Annotated in this window: 15 protein-coding genes; 5 read left to right on the top strand and 10 right to left on the bottom strand. The window is 72.3% G+C overall.

The features are described 5' to 3' along the window. Window positions 1–13 precede the first annotated feature (13 nt). The 3 genes from FHT26_RS29865 to FHT26_RS11515 all read right to left on the bottom strand — a co-directional run bounded on the left by FHT26_RS29865 (window position 14) and on the right by FHT26_RS11515 (window position 1969). The gene (locus FHT26_RS29865; protein WP_168560276.1) at window positions 14–205 is read right to left on the bottom strand and encodes a helix-turn-helix transcriptional regulator; all 192 of its coding nucleotides are present in this window, start codon (window positions 203–205) and stop codon (window positions 14–16) included. A 38-nt stretch (window positions 206–243) separates the two neighbouring features. Continuing rightward, window positions 244–639: a hypothetical protein gene (locus FHT26_RS29860; protein ID WP_246867839.1), complete on the bottom strand. Its 396-nt coding sequence runs from the start codon at window positions 637–639 to the stop codon at window positions 244–246. Between the two features lie 157 nt (window positions 640–796). Further along, on the bottom strand, window positions 797–1969 hold the full coding sequence (locus FHT26_RS11515) for a hypothetical protein (protein WP_168560275.1): 1173 nt from the start codon (window positions 1967–1969) through the stop codon (window positions 797–799). Between the two features lie 171 nt (window positions 1970–2140). On the opposite strand from FHT26_RS11515, the gene FHT26_RS11510 reads away from it, so the two are divergent. Then, the gene (locus tag FHT26_RS11510) at window positions 2141–3130 is read left to right on the top strand and encodes a helix-turn-helix transcriptional regulator (RefSeq protein WP_168560274.1); all 990 of its coding nucleotides are present in this window, start codon (window positions 2141–2143) and stop codon (window positions 3128–3130) included. A gap of 18 nt (window positions 3131–3148) precedes the next feature. Here the strand turns inward: FHT26_RS11510 and FHT26_RS11505 are convergent, their stop codons facing one another. Then, complete coding sequence (locus FHT26_RS11505) at window positions 3149–4990, bottom strand: diguanylate cyclase domain-containing protein (RefSeq protein WP_246867862.1); 1842 nt, start codon at window positions 4988–4990, stop codon at window positions 3149–3151. A 172-nt stretch (window positions 4991–5162) separates the two neighbouring features. Between FHT26_RS11505 and FHT26_RS11500 the strand changes: the two genes are divergently transcribed. The 4 genes from FHT26_RS11500 to FHT26_RS11485 all read left to right on the top strand — a co-directional run bounded on the left by FHT26_RS11500 (window position 5163) and on the right by FHT26_RS11485 (window position 8630). Beyond that, window positions 5163–5441, top strand: coding sequence for a DUF427 domain-containing protein (locus tag FHT26_RS11500; protein ID WP_168560272.1), 279 nt, complete (start codon window positions 5163–5165; stop codon window positions 5439–5441). A gap of 204 nt (window positions 5442–5645) precedes the next feature. Further along, entirely contained in the window at window positions 5646–6539 is an 894-nt protein-coding gene (locus tag FHT26_RS11495) for a transporter substrate-binding domain-containing protein (RefSeq protein WP_168560271.1), read from the top strand. Window positions 6540–6579: 40 nt separating this feature from the next. Continuing rightward, window positions 6580–7377, top strand: coding sequence for a cysteate racemase (gene cuyB / locus FHT26_RS11490; protein ID WP_210427347.1), 798 nt, complete (start codon window positions 6580–6582; stop codon window positions 7375–7377). Then, entirely contained in the window at window positions 7374–8630 is a 1257-nt protein-coding gene (locus FHT26_RS11485; RefSeq protein WP_168560270.1) for a D-amino acid dehydrogenase, read from the top strand. Before cuyB ends, FHT26_RS11485 begins: the two co-directional genes overlap by 4 nt. On the opposite strand, the gene FHT26_RS11480 is transcribed toward FHT26_RS11485, so the two are convergent. From FHT26_RS11480 to FHT26_RS11455, 6 genes are read right to left on the bottom strand one after another with little or no spacing between them, the layout of a single operon-like run. Continuing rightward, window positions 8614–9519, bottom strand: coding sequence for a LysR family transcriptional regulator (locus tag FHT26_RS11480; RefSeq protein ID WP_168560269.1), 906 nt, complete (start codon window positions 9517–9519; stop codon window positions 8614–8616). The genes FHT26_RS11485 and FHT26_RS11480 overlap by 17 nt on opposite strands. A gap of 44 nt (window positions 9520–9563) precedes the next feature. Further along, window positions 9564–10334, bottom strand: coding sequence for a YfaP family protein (locus FHT26_RS11475; RefSeq protein ID WP_168560268.1), 771 nt, complete (start codon window positions 10332–10334; stop codon window positions 9564–9566). After that, window positions 10331–11989 carry a DUF2300 domain-containing protein gene (locus tag FHT26_RS11470; protein ID WP_168560267.1) on the bottom strand — a complete coding sequence of 553 codons (1659 nt, stop codon included), beginning with the start codon at window positions 11987–11989 and terminating at the stop codon, window positions 10331–10333. The genes FHT26_RS11475 and FHT26_RS11470 overlap by 4 nt, the downstream gene beginning before the upstream one ends. 8 nt (window positions 11990–11997) lie before the next feature. Next, window positions 11998–16608, bottom strand: coding sequence for an alpha-2-macroglobulin family protein (locus tag FHT26_RS11465; RefSeq protein WP_210427346.1), 4611 nt, complete (start codon window positions 16606–16608; stop codon window positions 11998–12000). After that, entirely contained in the window at window positions 16605–17243 is a 639-nt protein-coding gene (locus FHT26_RS11460; RefSeq protein ID WP_168560266.1) for a DUF1175 family protein, read from the bottom strand. The genes FHT26_RS11465 and FHT26_RS11460 overlap by 4 nt, the downstream gene beginning before the upstream one ends. Beyond that, window positions 17243–18865: a DUF2138 family protein gene (locus FHT26_RS11455; RefSeq protein ID WP_168560265.1), complete on the bottom strand. Its 1623-nt coding sequence runs from the start codon at window positions 18863–18865 to the stop codon at window positions 17243–17245. Before FHT26_RS11455 ends, FHT26_RS11460 begins: the two co-directional genes overlap by 1 nt. Window positions 18866–18898: the final 33 nt, after the last annotated feature.

Here is an 18898-nt window from a genome sequence, read left to right as displayed (position 1 = left end):
TTCAGGGGTCGGTTCACGGCGCTTCGAAGATGTCCTCGATCGGCACGCCGAAGGTGCGGGCGATCCGGAAGGCCAGCGGCAGGCTCGGGTCGTAGCGCTCGTTCTCGATTGCATTGACCGTCTGGCGCGACACCTGCAGCCGCTCGGCCAGCTCGGTCTGCGACCAGCCCCGCTCGGCGCGCAGTGCCTTCAGGTGGTTCTTCAATTGTTCTTCGCCTGTTCTTACCGGTTTCTTACCCGTTCCTACCGGTAGCGCCGTGCAGCGATCACGCCGCCGACCACCCACAGCACCGCCATCACCGGCCACACGGTGAACATCGACAGCGGCCGCCAGCCGACCCCTTCGAGAAAGCCGTAGCTGAAGCTCAGCAGCGCGGTGCCGGCGAACGCGAAGCCGAGCGCTTCGAGCTGCACGCGCATCTGCAGTTCGTCGAGCCGGCGGAACTGCCGCAGGACCGCCCAGCAGGCGGCGATGCACGGCAGCGTCGGCAGCAAGGCCACCAGCGTCGCGAACGGGCCGTCGAAGTAGCCGGTCTTCAGCAGGAAGATCGACAGGCACAGCACCAGCGCGTAGACCAGCATCGCGGCACCGAGCTCGATCAGATAGCGGCGGGGGATGGGCGAGAAGCATTTCATCATCGGCTGGCCATGTAAAGGTTGCTTTCCATGCCATCTTAGGACCGAGGTCCGTCGATGTAAAGCACCTTTTACAGACCGCCGTGCTCCCTGCGCTTCCCGCCCACCCCGGCGGCGCTCCGCTTCCTCCCCGAGAACCCGTCCCCACGCCCCGTGCAGCTCACTGCAGCGGCAGGCTCGCCTGGCGCGGGTCGCCGGCCGGCGGGAATGCGTCGGGCCGCAGCCGGCGCGGCACGCCGCCGGCACTGCGGCGCATCAGCACCGCATGCGGCACGTAGCCGCGCGAATCGATCTGCCAGCCGTCGATGGCCTGTTCGTCGCTGACGCATTCGATGCGCACCGTGCCGAGCTGGCGGGCGCTCGCCCGTTGCACCAGCGCTTCGCACTGCGCCGCCGTCAGCTGGCGCGCGAACAGCGTCCAGCGCTGCTGCACCAGCGGCTGCCGCCAGGCGTCTTCGATCGCCCAGCGCAACGCCTGTGGCGTGCTGTTGCGGCCGGCCTCGAGCACGCGCGGCAGCAGCGCATGGAAGAAGGTCTGGAACGCGCGCCGCAGCAGCTTGCCCGGCAGCAGGTCTTCGAGCCGCGTCATGCGGTGGCTCCAGCCCGGCGCGGTGAGCTGCTGGCTGATGAAGGCCTGCAGCGCCTGCACCGGGTTGAACAGCCGCAGCCGGTTCGGCGGCAGCACCAGCAGCGGCAACGCGCTGGCTTCTTCATGCGTCAGCGGCTCGACGAAGCTGCACAGCACCGCGACGCGCGACCACTGCTCGGCCGTCAGCCCGTTGAGCCCGCCGAGCGGCCCGCCTTCGATCAGCTTGACGAACTGCAGCGCATCGCGATACCCGTGCGCCGCCTTCGCATGGTTGGCCTTGGTGCTCATCACCACCAGGTTGCCGGCGGCATAGCCGGCATCGCTGCGCACGCGGTCGACCGATGCGGTCGCCAACATCGATGTTTCGGTCGACTCGGTGCCGTCGGACGTGTCGGACGACAGCGGCTGGCGAGTCACCGGGCAGTGGCTCACGTCGATCTGCTGCAGGTAGTGCGGCGTCACCTGCACCAGCTCGACGCTGCGGCCGCGCAGCCAGGCATGCAGCCGCAGCTGCAGCCACTTGCGCACCTGCGGTGTGGCCTGCAGCGTGCGCGTGCCGAACGCGGCCTGGCCGGACAACCAGCCATTGCGCAGCGGCGAAGGTTCGTTGGCATACGGCGCCGGCGGCACGACGGCGTAGTGGCCGTAGTCCCAGCCCAGTTCGAAGCCGATGTGCTCGTGCGCAGTCAGGCTGTTCGGCAGCGCGGGGGACGGCAGGGCGGGGGTCGGCAGTGAAAGCGTCATCGTTCGGCTCCGTGGGTTCCGCTGCGCGATGCAGCAATGGAGCGAAGTGTTGCGGCCGGGTGGCTCACCAGATGAGCCACCGGGTCGCGTGGCCCCGAAAAGACATCCAGGTATGCTCGCGCGGCTGGCTCATCTGGTGAGCCACCCGACTGCTAACCGCCCCCGCCGCCGATGGACCGCACCGAACGCTTCTACAAGATCGAACTGCTGCTGCGCAGCCGCGGCTGCGTCGGCTTCGATGCGCTGCTCGATGAGCTCGACATCTCGCCGGCCACGCTGAAGCGCGACCTGCAGTACCTGCGCGACCGGCTCAGCGCGCCGATCGTCTACGACCGTTTCGAGAACGGCTACCGCTTCGAGCATGCCGACACCCACGCGCTGCCGGGCGCGCGCCACGAGCTGCCGGGCGTCTGGTTCAGCGAGAAGGAGATCCATGCGCTGCTGACGATGCACCAGCTGATGGCCGGGCTCGACGACGACGGCGTGCTGTCGCGCCACCTGCAGCCGATGGTCGACAAGCTGCAGGGCATGCTGGGCGCCGACGAGAGCGAGGCGCGCGAGCTGATGCGGCGCGTCAAGATGATCGCCACCGCGCGCCGCCGCACGCCGAGCCGCCATTTCGAGCTGCTGGGCAGCGCGCTGGTGCAGCGCAAGCGCATCTGGCTGCGCTACTTCAAGCGCACCGACCGCAGCACCAGCGAGCGCGAGGTCTCGCCGCAGCGGCTGGTGAACTACCGCAACACCTGGTACCTCGACGCCTGGTGCCATGCGAGCGAAGGCCTGCGCCGCTTCGCGCTCGATGCGGTGCAGGAGGCACGGCCGCTCGACACCCGGGCCCGCCATGTCGCGGTGAAGGACCTCGAGGCCGAGCTCGATGCCGGCTACGGCATCTACAGCGGCGCCGGCAGCACGCTGAAATGGGCGACGCTGGTGTTCCAGGCCGATGCGGCGCAGTGGGTCGCCAACGAGGAATGGCATCCGCAGCAGAAGGCGCGCTGGCTGGACGACGGCCGCTACGAACTGCAGGTGCCGTACAGCGACCCGACCGAGCTGACGATGGACATCCTGCGCCACGGCGACAGCGTCGTCGTGACCGGCGACAAGGCGCTGGCCACGGCCATCGCGGCCAGGCTTGCGAAAGCCGCGGCACGCTACGCGTAGCCCGGATTCGCATCCGGGCTACAGCAACGACAGCTGGAAGGTGTTGCGCCCGGCCGTCTTCGCCGCATAGAGCGCGCCGTCGGCCCGCGCCAGCAGCGCGGCCGGGTCGAGGTTGCCGTGCCGGTGGAACGCGACGCCGATGCTGGTCGTCACCAGCAGCGTGTGGCCGTCGACCTCGAACGGCCGGTTCATCTGCGCGACGATCTTCTGCGCCACCGCGGTCGGCTCGACGTCGGTGCCCAGCCCTTCGAGCACGATCACGAACTCGTCGCCGGCCAGACGTGCGACGGTGTCGGTCGCCCGCACGCTGCCGCGCAGCCGGTCGGCGAACTCCTTCAGCACCCGGTCGCCGATGCCATGGCCGAGCCGGTCGTTGATGTCCTTGAAGCGGTCGACGTCGAGGAACATCAGCGCGAGCAGGTCGCCGCTGCGCTCGGCACGCGCCAGCGCCTCGTGCAGCCGCTCGTTCAGCGCGCGGCGGTTCGGCAGCCCGGTCAGCGCGTCGACGCGGGCCAGCGCCGACAGCTGCCGCTCCACCGACTTCTGCGCCGACACGTCGCTGCTGAGCGCGTACAGCCCGCGGATGCGGCCGTCATGCGCACGGTCGGGGATGTAGACGTTGTGCAGGCAGCGGATCTCGCCGTGCACCGGCGTCTCGACGTCGAACTCGACGCGCTCGCCGGCCAGCGCCCGCTCCACCGCGCCGCGCCGCGCCTCGTACATCGCCGGGCCGAGCACCTCGGCCATCGGCCGGCCGGCCTGGGCCGCCGGATCGAGCCCGAGCCAGTGGTGGAAGGTCGCGTTGCAGAACTGGAAGCACTGCGCGGTGTCGATGTAGGCGACCAGCGCCGGCAGGTTGTCGGTGACCTCGCGCAGCCGCCGGTCGGCGAGGTGGCGTTGCACCTCGCTGCGCCGCAGCCACTGCACCAGCACGCTCAGCGCACCGAACACGATCAGCAGCACCGCGCTGGCCACCGCGGCCAGCGCCAGCTCGGCGGCGCGGCGCGCCTCGTGCTCGGCCAGCACCTCTGCTTCGGCCAACCCGGTGAACACGACGAAGGGCCGGTCGGCGAGCTGCTTGTAAGCGAGCAGGCGCGGCACGTCGTCGAGCCGGCTGGTCGCGCGGTAGGTGCCCTCGGGGGCGCGCGCCAGCTCGTGGACCAGGAAGTTGTTGCCGGCCGTCTCGCCGAACCACAGGCGGTCGCCGGAGCGCCGCGCCCGCACCGTCCAGTCGAGCCCGACGAAGCTGATGACGCCCTGGCGGCCGAATTGCTGCTCGTCGTAGAAGCGGGTGAAGTACGACGGGTCGGTCAGCACCACCACGACGCCGGCGAACGCGCCTTGCGCGGTCTGCAGCCGCCGGCTCAGGTGGATGGTCCAGGCCTGGCTGACGCGGCTGACCAGCGGCTTGCTGATGTAGAGCCCCTGCGCCGTGCCGTCGGCATGCACCTTGAAGTGATCGCGATCGGCCACGCTGAGCCCGACGCCCTGCCCGGTCGATGCAATCACGCGGCCGGCGGCATCCGTCACATACAGCGCGATCAACCCGGGCTGGCGGGCGAGGCTCTGGCGCAACAGGCCCGGCAGGTCGACCGCACGCCCCGGCTGCTCGACGCTGTAGGCGACGAAGCCGCTGATCTGGTCGACCTGCGTCAGTGCGCGTTCGGTGTACTCCTCGAACGCGCGGGTCAGGTTGCGCGCCTTCGCGTAGGCGTCGGCGATCACCCGGGTGCGCTCGGCTTGCAGCCCGTGCAGCACGAAAGCCCACATGAAACCGATCACCAGCAGGCCGACGGCCGGCAGGACCCAGGCGATCCAGGCCAGGCTGCGTCGGCGGAAACGGGCCTGCGCCGTGAGCATGTTCAACGACTCTCTTTCGCGATGGTGTCGTCCCCCCATGCGGGCCGGTCGAGCGGTCGCACCCACGATAAGCCCAAACGGCCTTGGCACGACAGCGGGCTTTTCCTTCAGTCGAGGGGGTCGGCAGGCCCGCCGCTACCATCGTCGGCGTCGGCAACACGAGGGGAATGCGATGAAAGCAGTGTGGAACGGCGTGACCATCGCCGAGAGCGACGACACGGTGGTCGTCGAGGGCAACCACTATTTTCCGGAGAGCAGCCTGAAGCGCGAGTACGTCAGCTTCAGCAACCACCGTACCAGTTGCCCGTGGAAGGGGCAGGCGCACTACTACAGCCTGCTGGTGAACGGCGAAGCGAACCCGGACGCCGTCTGGTACTACCCGGAGCCGAGCGAGGCGGCGGCGCAGATCAAGGGCCGCGTCGCGTTCTGGAAGGGCGTGCAAGTGACCTGAGCCCCCCGTCGCTGGCGCTCCTGCCTTGCAGGCCGCGCTGGGCCAGAGGCCAAGCCGGTTCCGCGGGAGTTGCTTGATCTGCACGAGGCAAGCCTGTGCGTATGCATCAGCGGGGCTTATGGTCTGTGGGGAAGTTCCGATGCCCGGGCAGGCACGAAGCTGGCTAGCATCCGCTTACCGCAACCGCTGTCCGAGGATGTTCCCATGTCGCTGAAATCCGTTGGTGCACTGTCGCTGCTGGCCGTCTCGCTGGCCGGTCCGCTGCTCGCGCAGGCGCAGACCACGCTCGAGAAGGTCAAACAGAGCGGCGTGATCGGCGTCGCGTACCGCGAGTCGTCGATCCCGTTCTCGTACCTCGACGACAAGGCGCAGCCGGTCGGCTTCGGCGTCGACATCTGCAACAAGGTGGTCGACGCGGTGAAGAAGACCACCGGCCGCGCCGACCTGAAGGTGCAGCTGCAGGCGGTGACCTCGGCCAACCGGATCCCGCTGCTGCAGAACGGCACCATCGACATCGAGTGCGGTTCCACCACCAACAACAGCGAGCGCGGCAAGCAGGTCGCGTTCGCGACCAACTACTTCTACACCGGCACCCGCTTCCTGGTGAAGGCCGGCACCTCGGTGAAGTCGCTGGCCGACCTGGCCGGCAAGCCGGTCGTGTCGACCACCGGCACCACCAACTACAAGATCCTGCGCAACCTGAACGAAGAGAAGAAGCTGGGCATCGAGCTGCTCGGCGCGAAGGACCATGCCGAATCGGCGCTGATGGTGCAGACCGGCCGCGCGGTCGCGTTCGGCATGGACGACATCCTGCTGTACGGCCTGAAGGCGAGTGCCGCCAACCCGGCCGAGCTGGCGGTGGTCGGCGACCCGATCCAGGTCGAGCCGTACGCCATCATGGTGCGGCGCGAGGACCCGGCGTTCAAGAAGCTGGTCGACGACACGATCGCCGGGCTGATCCAAAGCGGCGAATTCGAGACGCTCTACAAGAAGTGGTTCCAGTCGCCGATCCCGCCGAAGGGCATCAACCTGCAGGCGCCGATGAGCCAGGAACTGCGCGACAACCTGAAGGCGCTGAGCGACAAGCCGGCGACCTGAGCGGCCCCGCCCTCCCCTCACTTCTCGACAAGACACAGCCATGAACGATGCAGCGTGCCACGCACGCGGCACGGACGCGTTCGCGCCGTCGCTGTCGCCGGCCGCCGCCCCCGGCTTGGTCGGCGTGCTCGGCGGCATGGGCCCGCTCGCGACGCTCGATTTCCTGCACAAGGTGCTGGCCGCGACGCCGGCGCAATGCGACCAGGACCACGTGCCGATGATCGTCAGCAGCATCCCGCAGGTGCCCGACCGCACCGCGGCGTTCCGCGGCGAAGGCGAATCGCCATTGCCGGCGCTGCGCGCCTGCGGCGAGCGGCTGGCGGCCGCCGGCGCCGGGCTGGTCGTGCTGCCGTGCAACACCGCGCACCTGTGGTTCGATGCGCTGCAGTCGGCGCTCGGGTTGCCGATGCTGCACCTGGCCGACGCCGCGCTGGCCGAACTGGCGCGGCGCGCGCCCGGCGCCCGCGTCGGGCTGCTGGCCACCGATGCGACGCTGGCCTCGGGTCTGTACCTGAACCGCCCGCCGCTGCACCCCCGTCCGCCGCACTGGGTGCTGCCGACCGCGCCCGAGATGCTCGACTGGGTGATGCCCGGCATCGCCGCGGTGAAGGCCGGCGCGCCGGAGCAGGGCCGCCGCCTGCTGCTGCAGGCGGCGCAGGCCCTGCAGCGGCGCGGTGCCGACGCGCTGCTGCTCGGTTGCACCGAGCTGCCGCTGGTGCTCGACGAAGCGGCGCTCGGCCTGCCGGTGATCGATGCGACCGATGCGCTGGCGCGCGCCGTCGTTGCGTGGTCGCAGGCGCAGCGCGCGGCCGAGCCCGGCGCGGCGGTGCCCGCATGAAGCACGTCTGCGTGGTCGGCGCCGGCGTGATCGGCAGTGCGACCGCGCTGGCCCTCGCGCGCGAGGGCATCGAGGTCACGCTGGTCGACGCCGCCGACCGCCCCGGCCAGGGCGCAAGCCGCGCCAACGGAGCGCAGCTGAGCTACAGCTATGTGGAGCCGCTGGCCACGCCGGCCGCACTGCGCGCGCTGCCGGGCTGGCTGCTGTCGCGCGACAGCCCGCTGTCGTGGCAGCCGCGCTGGCAGGCGTCGCACTGGCGCTGGCTGGCCGCGTTCATCGGCGCCTGCTCGCAGGCGCGCGTGCAGCAGACCACCGAGGTGCTGCTGCGCCTGTCGTTCCTGAGCCGCGACGTGCTGGCGCGCTGGCAGCATGAGCACCCGCTCGGCGTGCAGGTGCGCCAGGCCGGCAAGCTGGTGATCCACCGCGACCCCGCGAAGCGCGACGCGGCGCAGCGGCAGGTCGACTGGCAGGCCCGCTTCGGCTGCCGGCAGCTGCTGCTGGACGCCGACGCCTGCCGGCAGCGCGAGCCGGCGCTCGCGCACGACCGCGCGCCGATCGCGTTCGGCATCTGGACGCCGGACGAGGCCGTCACCGATGCGCAGCAGCTGAGCCGCGCGCTGGCCGAGGCAAGCCGCGCGCGCTGGCGCATGGACACCCGCGTCGCCGGCTTCGTGCAGCGCGACGGCCGCGTGCAGGCGCTGCGCTGCGTGTCGGCCGGCGGTGCCGAGCGCGAGATCGAGGCCGATGCCTTCGTCGTGGCGGCCGGCCCCGGCGCGGCCGCGCTGCTGCAGCCGCTCGGCATCCAGCTGCCGATCGAGCCGATCAAGGGCTACAGCATCAGCCTGCAGGTCGCGAATGCCGCGCGCGCGCCGCAGGTCAGCGTGACCGATGCGGCGCGCAAGCTGGTCTATGCGCGGCTCGGCGAGCAGGTGCGCATCGCGGGCTTCGCCGAGCTGCGCGGCGCCGACCTGCGCATCGACCCGCGCCGCATCGCCGCGATGCTGCAGGCCGCGACCGACACCTTTCCCGGCGCGTTCCAGACCGGCGACCCGCAGCCCTGGGCCGGCCTGCGGCCGGCGACACCGGGGTCGCGGCCGCTGATCGGCCCGACCCGCGTCGGCGGCCTGTGGCTGAACACCGGCCACGGCGCACTCGGCCTGACGCTCGCTTGCGGCAGCGCGTGGCTGCTCGCGCAGCTGATGCAGGGGCGGAGCGTGCCGATCGACGCGTCGCCATTCAAGCTGGCGAGCTGACGACCCGGCGGAACGCGTCGATCAGGTCGTCGGCCGGTTGCGGCGAGCGCTCGCCCTGCGGCAGCAGCGCGCTGATGCCGACCGGCACCTCGGGCACCAGCGTGCGCACCTGCAGCGTGTCGTCGGCGGCAGCCGCGGTGAACGAATCGACCAGCGCCGGCCCGAAGCCCTGGGCCGCCAGCGTCATCGCGATGTGGTGCGTCTGCACCGTGATGCCGCCTTCGGGCGCCAGGCCTTCGCGGGTGCACTGCTCGGCCAGCATCGCGCCGATCGGGTCGCGTTCGTCGATGCGGATGAAGCTGCTGCGCAGCACCTCGGCCAGTTCGACCGTGCCCACGGTGCCGGCAGTGCCGCGCCGACCCGCCCGGGTGGGCGGCGCCGGAGACACGCAGACCAGGCGGCCCTGCGCCACCGGCACCTGCTGCACCGCCGGATGCGGGCTGTGGCCGAACACGATCCCGACATCGCCCTCCCGCAGCGCGATGGCCTGCGCGATCTCCGGCGAATGCAGCGTGCGGATCGCCACCGGCAGCGACGGGTGCCGCTTGCGGAACAGCGCGAGCGCCTGCGGCAAGGCATGCACCGCGAGCGACGGCACGACCAGGATGCGCAGCGCCGCCTGCTGGCCGCCGCGCAGCGCCCCGGCCAGCCGCCGCACCGATTCGAGCTGCGACACCAGCCGCTGCACCTCGGGGTACAGCGCCTGCGCTTCGCGCGTGGGCACCAGCCGGTTGCGCTGGCGGGTGAAGAGGGCATAGCCGAGCTGCAACTCGGCATGCTGCAGCGTCTGCGTGACGGCCGGCTGCGTCACGTGCAGCAGCCGCGCGGCACCGCTGACGGTGCCGGTCAGCATGACGGCGTTGAAGACCTCGACGTGCTTGATGCGCATGGCAACGGCAGTATCGCCCGCGCCGGCGCTTCAGCGGAGGCGCCTCATGGCACGAGGAACGACCGCACCAGCGTCAGCTCGCCGGGCTTGCGCATCGGCACGCGGAACACCTGCTGCTTCTCGCGCGGCGTGCCCTCGTCCTCGACGATCGCGACCTGCGCGGTGGTGATCACGTCGCGCTGCTCGCCGGCGCCGTAGTAGTTGACGAACACGTGGTACGCCCCGCGCACCGGGCTCGGCGTCGCGAAGATCTCGGGGCCGAAGCCGGTCGTCACGTCGACGTCGAGCGCGCCGCCGTTGCCGGCCACGCGGGACCCGTAGAACACATGCTCGCCGTCGGGCGAGACGACGTGCAGGTCGAGGTCGGTGTTGTCGCTGTCCCAGCTCAGCACGACGCGCAGCCGCGTCGGCACGCGGCCGGCCTGCGCCTCGTAGAACTGGGTGCGCCTGCCGGCGCCGCCGCCGGGCGAGCGCACCTCGACACCGTGGCTGCCGCTGCCGAACGACCAGGGCCGCGCGAAGCCGCCGCTCTCGTCGACCGACAGCGGCATCGCGACGCCGTCGACCACCAGCCGCGCCGGCTGGCGCGCGCCGTCGGCCCGCGGCTTCGCGGCGCCGTCGATGTGCCCGCGGATCAGCGCGCTGGCCGAGCGGCCGTTCACGTTGACGCTGGCGGCCGGGTAGTGCACCTCCTGCACGAAATCCTGCTGGCGCGGCGGTGCGCTGCGCCAGCCGGAGGTCGGGGCGTCGATCGCGGATTGCGCCGCGGCGCCGGTGGCGGCCGCGGCCAGGATCAGGGGGAGGAGCTTCTTCATGAGTCGGCCAATCGCTGTGCGAGTTGTTCGATGTAGGCCTCGTCCTGTCCGCGCGGGTGGTCGCGGAAGGCGAGGTGCAGGTATTCGTGGATCAGCGTCACGCGGCCTTCGCGGCTCAGCCATTCGCGCACGCGGATCTCGAGCCGCCGCTGGTCGGAGTGCGGCGTGCCCATCGCGAGCTGGCACACCCGCAGCGCCGGGCCGAGCGGCTGGTAGCCGGCCTCGCGGCGCAGCAGCTCGCGCCAGCGCTGCTGGCGCTGCAGCAGCCAGGCGTGGGCCTGCGGCAGCGCCTCGCAGTCGGCCGCGGCCTGCGCGCCGGCGAGCGACATGCCGGGCCAGGTGGCGCGCAGGATGGTCTCGAAGCCGTCGCCGCGCCGGCTCGCGGCGACCGCGGCCTGCCACGACAGCACGCCGGGCGAGGCCTGGTCGAGGTGGTAGCGCACCTCGGCGCCGCGGATCACCAGGCCGTCGGTGAAGGCCGCCGCGGCGCGAGCCGCCTCGCTCGGCGGGTTCGGGCTGACGCGCTGCGTGCGGCTGTCGTCGGCGATCTGCCGGCAGGCCTCGGCCTGCGGTGCGTTCTGCAGCACGTAGCTGCGCGCCGCGATGGCCAGCGCACGGGCCGCCTCGACCTCCGTCGCGCGGCCTTCGCGGTCGACGACGCGGGCCACGTAGTCTTCGAGCGGCAGGCGCGCGTCGATCGCCGGGCCATCGCGTTCCAGGCGCAGCTGCAGGGCCGGCAGTGCGTCGACCGGCAGCTGCGTGCCGTTGCGGAACACCACCAGGTGGCGGCCGATCAATGCACCGGCCGGCGCCGCGCTGCCGTCGGCGCGCAGCACCGCCTGGATCGGGTAGCGCTGGAAGAAGCGCACGTCGATGCAAGGCTGCGCGGCCAGCGCATCGGCATCGTCCTGCGGCGCCGCCAGGCCGTGCGCCGACCACTGCCGCGCGATCCACGGCGCCTGCGCGCGCAAGGCCGTGCGGCTGGTGCCGGCCGCGCCGAACCAGAACGGCGTGCCGTCGGCCAGCCAGCCGGCGGCACCGCCGGCGCGTTCGCCGTCGATGCGCCACGACCAGGTCTTGAAGCGCGGCCCGCTGCCGAGCGCGGCCAGCACCGGGCCGTCGCGCGTGGCCAGCGGCAGCAGCGCCTGCCGTGCCGCGAGGCGCGACGGCGCCGGCACCTGGCGCAGCGCGTGCAGCAGATCGGGCACCGCCAGCTCGGTGGCGGGCTGCATCGCGTCGAGCCGCTGCAGCCAGGCCGGCGCGCCGTGGTCGCGCCAGAAGCGCGACCAGTCGTCGGCCGACAGCGCCAGCCGCTTCGGTTCGAAGTACGGGCCGCAGGAGCGCGCCAGCGCCTCGTCGCGCCCGATCGACACCCCCGGGTCGCAGCAGTAGTCGTCATCCGGCAGGCGCTGTGCCGCTTCGCAGCGGTAGGCCGGCTCCTGCACGCCGCGCGCCTCCAGGTAGCCGTGGACGAACAGCTTCCACAGGCTGCCGAGCGGCGTGCGCGGCACCGATGCGAGCGGCAGCGCGCCGTCGCCGCTGCGCTGCAGCGCGACCAGCGCGTCGCCCTGCAGCCAGGCCAGCCGCGCGGCCGGCGCGGCCTGCACGCCGCCGGCCGACGACAACGCGATGACGAAGCACAGACGCGCGAACATGGCAGCCTTCAGCGGACCTCGATGGACGTCCAGGCGCCGCTCGTGTCGACGCCCTTCGCCTCGGGCTGGTACATGCGGTGCACGCGCGCCGGCGGCAGCTTGAACTGGCCGCGCTGCGCAAAGCGCACCAGGTGACGCAGCGTGACCGAGCCGCCGGCGTCCAGCTTCTCGACCGGCACCGCATAGCCCTGCGCGGTCGGCTCATGCTGCGCGCGCTCCAGCGGCTTGCCGCTCAGGTCCAGGCCCCAGGTGCTGCCCTCGACCGCCGCGCCGGGCGGCAACGCGACCTCGAGCAGCGCCCAGCGCATCGCCTTCGGTGCACCGACGGTGACCTGGTCCAGGTACAGCGTGTTGGTGTCCAGCGGCGTGCCGGTCTCGACCCGCTCCAGCGTGACGTTCATGCGGGCGTTGTCGGCGGAGGCCTGCGCGCCGGCGGGTTGCGACGCCGCGGCCGGCTTCGCTGCCGTCACCACGCGCCACAGCGTGCGCTGGATGCTCACCGGCAGCACCGGCGCCTGCGCCTCGCTGCTCTCGTAGCTGACGTAGGCCCAGGCCGCCTTCGCGCCGGCCGGCAAGGCCAGCGTCTCGGGCAGCGCCGCACCGGCGGGCAGCGTCCACACCACGTCGCCGCTGCTGCCGACGCTGCGCTGCCACGGCGCAGCCAGCGCGACGCCATCGGCCGCGCCGTCGGGCTTGCGGCCGAGCGCGCGCTGCAGCCACAACAGCGTCTGCGAGCGGTCGAAGGTCGGCATCGCACTGCCCACCTGGCCGAGCAGCTCGCCGGCCTTCTCGGTGCCGCTGCGGCGCGTCGCCATCAACAGTGCTTGCACGAACGGCGACGGCGACACCCCGAGGCGCGCCGCCGCCGCATCGGCCGCGGCGCGCTGGTCGGCAGCGACCGCGCCCTTGGTCCGCTGCGCGGTGTCGACGGCGAGCACCAGCGCGATGTCGCGCGCGCCGCCCGCCTCGCCGTCGGCCATCGCCCAGCTGCCGCGCTGCGCGTCGCCCGGGCCCGCCTCGGGCGCCTTCGCGGCCACCAGCTGCTCGACCAGGCTCGCGTTCATCGCGCCGACCGGCAAACCCATCTCCTGCATCCACGACAACGCCAGCGCGCGCTGGATCGGCGGCAGTGCACTGCCCTCCTTCGCGTACACGTCGAGCAGCCGCTCCCAGTGATCGTCGGGCAGGCTGGTGCGCAGCGCCTGCGTCGCACGCCAGTCGGCGTAGTACGCATACGCGGTCAGGAAGGCGTCGTCGCTCATGCCGCGGCCCCACCAGCCGAAGCGCGCCTGCGGCCCGGCCATCTGCGCGAGCGACAAGCGCGCCGTCGACAGCCGCTGCACCAGCTGCGGCGCCAGCGGCTGCTGCGCCGGCGACAGCGACTGCAGCGCGATCGACAGCGGCAGCATGCGGCTCGCCGTCTGCTCGACGCAGCCGTACGGGAAGTCGATCAACTCCTCCATCCAGCGGTTGAACGCACCGGCCGCCGGGTCCTGCGCGAAGGCCACCCGCACGCGGGTCGCATCCGCCGGCAGCTTCAGCGGCGCGCTGCCGGCCGCCATGTCCAGCACTTGCTCGCGCGGCGCGCGCCAGGCCACCGGCAGGCGCTGCAGCGTGGTGTCGAGCTGGTCGACGACGCGGCCGTCCTGCTTCAACACCAGGCTGACGCCGGCCGCGCCGACGCGGTCGGCCGCGATCGGCAGCGCGATGAAGTTGATGCCCGGCTGCACGCTCAGCGTGTCCTTGCGCTCGACGCCGGCGCCGCGCGCTTCCCAGTCGACGCGCGCCGGCTGGCCGGTCTGGTTGAACAGCGCGATCGACGCCTGCGCGCGGTCGCCCTCGCGCTGCCAGTCGGGGCTGGTCCACTTCGCGTAGAACGGCTTGTCCGAGCGCACCCAGCCGACCTGCTGGCCGACCGCGCCGCCGGCCTGCATCGCCCGCGCGGTGATGCGCCAGCGCGTCAGCGAATCGGGCATGCGGAACGTGAAGCGCGCATGGCCGCCCGCATCGGTCGACAGCTTCGGCTCCCAGGCCGCCGTGTCGACGTTGTCGCGGCGCGGCCGCTCCAGCACCTTCACCGCGCGCTGGTTCACCTGGCGCGACGATGGCAGCACGCCGAGCTTGCTGGTCGCGAGGTCGTAGCCGATGAAGGACAGGCTCGCGCTGGTGCGCACGTTGTTGCGGCGCGGGTGGTAGAAGAAATCCTCGATGCCCGGCGCGATCTCCGGCTGCAGCACGTAAATCATCTCGTCGACCACGCCGACCGCGACCTCGGCCGCCACCGGCTTGCCGCCGAGCCGCGTGTCGATGTCGACCGTGACCAGCTCGCCCGGCGCGTAGACCGGCTTGTCGGTGCGCAGCGCCAGCGCGACGCGCGGCTGCTCGACCAGCAGCCCCTGGTTCTGGAACACGTAGTCGCCGTTCTTCACGTAGGCGACCGACACCGTCATGTTCGGGCTCATCTCCTCGCGCACCGGCAGCGTCAGCTTCCATTGCGTCGGGCCGAGGCGTTCGCTCCTGACCCAGTCGGCCGCTTCGCCGAGCACCGCGGTCGCTTCGACGCGGTCGCGCTCCAGCGTCAGCAGCGCGTGGTCGATCGGCTCCGGAAAGCTCAGCAGCAGCTCGGCGGTGTCGCCCGCGCGGTAGGCGGCGCGGTTGAACACCATCGTGATGCTGCCCGCGGGCGCCTTCAGCCCGTCGCCACTGACCCAGTGGCTGGCGGCGCCGACCAGGCGGCCCTGTTCATCGCGCAGCGACACGGTGTACGCGCCGGGCTGCGGGAAGCGCAGCGTCAGCACGTCGCCCGACGGCATCGCCCCCGATTCCTTCGCGCGGTTCTCGAGACGCAGCCATTCCCAGCGCGCCGGGCGCTTCGCATCGGCCGACGACTGCGCGCCGGCGCTGACGGTGAACGCGACCGGCTCGGTGGGCTTCGAGAACTGGCGGTCCGGCGTCAGCCTGAACGACCCGCTGCCGCGCTCGACCAGGATCTCCTTCGACGTGCGCACGCGCCAAGCGGCGCCGTCGGTCGCGAGCGCGGTCAGGATGTAGCGGCTCGGCTGGTCGGCCGGCGGCAGCGAGAAGCTCGCGACGCCGCTGCCGTCGGTCTGCAGCTCGTCCTGCGTCAACTTCAGCGGGAACTGGCCGCCGTAGTCGAGTTCGCCTTCGACCATCGTCAGCTTCTGCGCGCGCGCCGTCAGGCTGACGCGGGCATGGGCGACCGGCTTGCCGTCCGGGTAGTTCAGCTGCAGCTTGCCGCTGACGCGCTCGCCGGTCGCGAAGCCGGGCTTGTCGGCCAGCAGCGTGATCTCGAAATGCGGCTTCTGGTAGTCGGCGACGCGGAAGGCCGCGGTGTAGACATCGTCGCCCATCGCCAGGCGCAGCTCGTAGCCGCCGGCCGCCGCGTTGTCGGGCAGCGCGAAGCGGGTGTCGGCGCCCTGCGTGCCGCTGAAGCGCAGCGACTGCGTCGCGATCACCTGGCCGGCCGGGTCCAGCGCCTGCAGCGCCAGCGGGCCATCCTTCAGGCTCACCGATTCGCGCGCGCTGCGGAATTCGCGGCCGGTCACCTTGACCTGCACCCAGTCGCCCGGGCGGTACAGCGGGCGGTCGGTCACGGCATAGACCTTGGCCGCATAGATCTCGCTGTCGTAGTAGAAGTTCTCGGAGATGAAGACGCCGCCGGCCGGGTCTTCGCCGAACACATAGGTCTGCTCCGGCGCCTTGCGGTCGAGCCGCACCAGCCCCTGCGCATCGGCCGCGCCGCTCTTCAGCACGCCGATTCCGTCGGTCCACACGACGCGGGTCTTCGGCACCGCGGCGCCGTCGCCGCGCTGCGCGGCCCACACCAGCATTTGCTCGCCCGACACCTTGGTCAGCGCGACGGTGTCGCTGACGAACAGCAGCGTCGTCGCGCGGTGCTGGCCGGCGATCGCCTCGACCAGGTACAGCCCCGGCGCGCGCTGGCCGATCGGCACCCAGACGTTGCCCTGCGACGGGTTGATGAATTCGCTGCTGCTGCCGGCGAGCTTCAGGTCCTTCGGCGGCTCGATCGGCTTGGCCGCCTGCACCGGGTAGCGGAAGCGCTCGATGACCGCCAGCCCGGCGATCGGCTTGAACTGCGGCGGCTCCTCGAAGCTCGACGGCTTCGTCAGCGCCGGCGGCGTCTTCAGCGCCGGCGCCTGCGCGGTGACGGCCTGGCGTGCGTCGCTGGAGAACAGCTTCTGCCACGCGAGGCGCGACTTGACGGCCCAGTTGTCCCACAGGTGGGTCAGCGTGTTCGACAGCCCCGGCTCGGCCGGCCGCGCATCGACCTGCACGCGGTGCAGGTTCTTCTGGCGCTGCAGGAACTCGAGCGGCTGCGGGATCCGGTAGACCAGCACGTCGACGCCGCCGGCCTGCTCCAGCATCTGTGGCGAGTTCACCTCGAGCCGCACCTTCGCGACATCGGCGCTGCCGAAGGTCGCGTCCGACAGCAGGAAGAACGGCTCGCCGGCGAACGGCGCCCAGGCATTGGGCAGCGGCACCGGGCCGGCCGGCGGCGCGGCCGGCGCCACCGGCGCCAACGCGAGCAACGCCGCCAGAGCGAAGGCGGGCCAGGAGATCTTGTGCAGGTGCTTCATGCGAGGAACGCCAGTCGATGGACGCCCGAGAAGTTGGGGTTGTCGTCGGAAGGCCGCCAGCGCGTGTCCTTCCATCCGAGGAGCTGGTCGGCGCGCACCGCGCGCAGGCCGTTGTCGTGGGCTTCGATGCGGCCGGTGTGGTACGCGATGTAGCGGCCCATCCAGACCATCAGGTGCTGCTCGTCGCCGAAGTCGTAGAACAGCAGGTCGCCGGCCACCGCCTGCGTCAGCTGGCGTGCGACCGGGCGGGTGTTCTCCTGCACCAGTTCGAGCGCTCCGACGAAGGCGTCGCGCGTGCCGTCGACGCGCCGCCAGGCATGGCGCAGCGGCTGCGCGTCGCCGGCCTCGAGGTCCGGCGGCAAGCGCATGCCGAGCAGGCCGTTGGCGCGTCGCCAGGCCAGGTCGTGCTCGCGCAGCGATTCGGCGACCGCGAAGCGCACCAGCCCGGCGCAGTCGCGGTGCGTCCAGCGCGGCGTCGGGCCGCGCTCGATCTGCGCGTGGATCAGCAGCGTCATCCAGTCGCGAAAGCGCTGCGACTGCGCGCGGTCGAGGCGCGCCGGCGCCGCGCGGCTGCCGGTCGCGAGCAGCGCACCGGCCAGCAGCAGCGCACGCCGGGTGAACGGGGCGGCGTCCATCAGCGGGCCTTCGCAGCCGCCAACGGGAACGGCTGCCAGTCGAGCGCGACCCAGCCTTCGGCGTCGGGCTTGCCGGCGGCCACCGCGCGCGCCGTCGGCAGCTTGCCGAGCGCGTCGAGGCGTGGCACCAGCTGGCGTTCGGCGGCGCGGCGGAACAGCTCCTGCTCCGGCGGCAGCACCTCGAAGGCCTCGCGCCGGGCCAGCTCGGCCACCTGGCGCGGCGCGACCACCGCCAGCGTCGCCGGCCCGGCCGGCAGGCTGTCGGCGACGCTCGGGAAGCGGCGCGCCTGCGCATCGAGCGCCTGCTCGACCAGCGCCTCGTCGGGCGAGAACGTGAGCCAGCGGCCCTGGCGCGCGAGCGTCGGCCGGTAGGTGGTCGCGGCCGCGTCGCCATGCGGGCCCCACGGTGCGGCGACCTCGCGCTGCCAGCGCTGCGCGCCGGTGCGCGCGGCCGGCGTCAGCGCGGCCGCCTTGGCGGGCAGCAGCCAGCCGGTCAGCGCATCGAGCGAGGCCGACGGGTCGGCCGCGCCTTCCCTCAACTGCGCGACGACCAGCGGCGTGTGGAACTGCGAACGCGGGTACCAGCAGATCGCCGCCGGCCCGTCGAGCTGGTCGGCCAGCGCGGGCCAGCCGGCCGCGCCGGACACCGCCCGCGCACGCGTCCAGTCGGCCGGCAGCAGCGTGCAGGCGGCCGGGTTGGCCGGCAGCGCGGACCACAGCTGGCGATCGGCCGGTGCGGCCGGCAGCGCCGCCAGGCCGTCGACGCGCAGCTTCGTCGACAGCACCGCGCCGCCGGGCGCGATGTCGAAGCGCAGGGCCCGCAGGCCGGGGAAGAAGTGCTGGTAGCCGAACGACATCAGCCGCGCGTCGGCGACCAGGGTGTGCCCGTTGCCGCTGGCGGTCGCGTCGCCGAGCCCGAAGCCGCGGCGGTACACCGCCTGCGCCTGCGCATCGGCCGACAGCAGCGCGCCGACGATGTCGCGCGAATGCGCATCGGCCTTGCGCTCGGCGTCGAACAGCAGGCCGGGGTCGCTCAGCACGACGACGCGGTTGCCCTGCGCGACCAGCGCCAGCGTGCGGCGCGACGACAGCGTCAGCGCGTAGACCGGCAGCGTGTCGCCGTTGACGCGGACCTGGTCGATCACGCTGAACTGGCGGTCGTTGGTGGCGAGCGCGGCCGCGCCCTGCAGCGTGCGGGCCAGCACGCCGCGCGTCATCGCGATCACCCAGTGGCGCGGCGCGCCCTTGGCATCGGTCCAGAAGGCCATCTCGGCCGGCTCGTCGAGCGCCAGCGCGATCAGCTTGTCGCCGAGCGTGGTGTCGTGCTCGAACGCGATGCGCTTCAGCGCGCCCTGCAGGCCGAGCCGGCTTTCATGCTCCTCGTAGTAGAACGCGAAGTCCTCGGTCAGCACGTCGCGCAGCACCGGCGCCTTGATCAGGTCGCGCGGCAGCTTCGACAGCGCCGGCGTCGACACATAGGCCTGCGGGTGCTCCAGGTCGACGTTCAGCGCATTGATGCTGCCGCCGTAGCGTCCCCAGCCGATCGTCGCGGCGACGATCCCGCCGGCCACCAGCACCGTGGCCACGGCGATGCCGGCCCACTGTTTTCGATTCAATCCCACGGGTTCCCCCTCGCCCATCCGCGCCATGCCGTC

Source organism: Rhizobacter sp. SG703, assembly GCF_012275445.1.
Lineage (GTDB): Bacteria > Pseudomonadota > Gammaproteobacteria > Burkholderiales > Burkholderiaceae_C > Rhizobacter.
This window is presented reverse-complemented; position numbering and strand designations above follow the sequence as displayed.

What these genes read in the sequence shown, in the direction of transcription:
- FHT26_RS29860 (WP_246867839.1), bottom strand. Translation starts at nt 639, where the DNA reads ATGATGAAATGCTTCTCGCCCATCCCCCGCCGCTATCTGATCGAGCTC.
- FHT26_RS11515 (WP_168560275.1), bottom strand. Translation starts at nt 1,969, where the DNA reads ATGACGCTTTCACTGCCGACCCCCGCCCTGCCGTCCCCCGCGCTGCCG.
- FHT26_RS11510 (WP_168560274.1), top strand. Translation starts at nt 2,141, where the DNA reads ATGGACCGCACCGAACGCTTCTACAAGATCGAACTGCTGCTGCGCAGC.
- FHT26_RS11505 (WP_246867862.1), bottom strand. Translation starts at nt 4,990, where the DNA reads ATGCTCACGGCGCAGGCCCGTTTCCGCCGACGCAGCCTGGCCTGGATC.
- FHT26_RS11500 (WP_168560272.1), top strand. Translation starts at nt 5,163, where the DNA reads ATGAAAGCAGTGTGGAACGGCGTGACCATCGCCGAGAGCGACGACACG.
- FHT26_RS11495 (WP_168560271.1), top strand. Translation starts at nt 5,646, where the DNA reads ATGTCGCTGAAATCCGTTGGTGCACTGTCGCTGCTGGCCGTCTCGCTG.
- cuyB (WP_210427347.1), top strand. Translation starts at nt 6,580, where the DNA reads ATGAACGATGCAGCGTGCCACGCACGCGGCACGGACGCGTTCGCGCCG.
- FHT26_RS11485 (WP_168560270.1), top strand. Translation starts at nt 7,374, where the DNA reads ATGAAGCACGTCTGCGTGGTCGGCGCCGGCGTGATCGGCAGTGCGACC.
- FHT26_RS11480 (WP_168560269.1), bottom strand. Translation starts at nt 9,519, where the DNA reads ATGCGCATCAAGCACGTCGAGGTCTTCAACGCCGTCATGCTGACCGGC.
- FHT26_RS11475 (WP_168560268.1), bottom strand. Translation starts at nt 10,334, where the DNA reads ATGAAGAAGCTCCTCCCCCTGATCCTGGCCGCGGCCGCCACCGGCGCC.
- FHT26_RS11470 (WP_168560267.1), bottom strand. Translation starts at nt 11,989, where the DNA reads ATGTTCGCGCGTCTGTGCTTCGTCATCGCGTTGTCGTCGGCCGGCGGC.
- FHT26_RS11465 (WP_210427346.1), bottom strand. Translation starts at nt 16,608, where the DNA reads ATGAAGCACCTGCACAAGATCTCCTGGCCCGCCTTCGCTCTGGCGGCG.
- FHT26_RS11460 (WP_168560266.1), bottom strand. Translation starts at nt 17,243, where the DNA reads ATGGACGCCGCCCCGTTCACCCGGCGTGCGCTGCTGCTGGCCGGTGCG.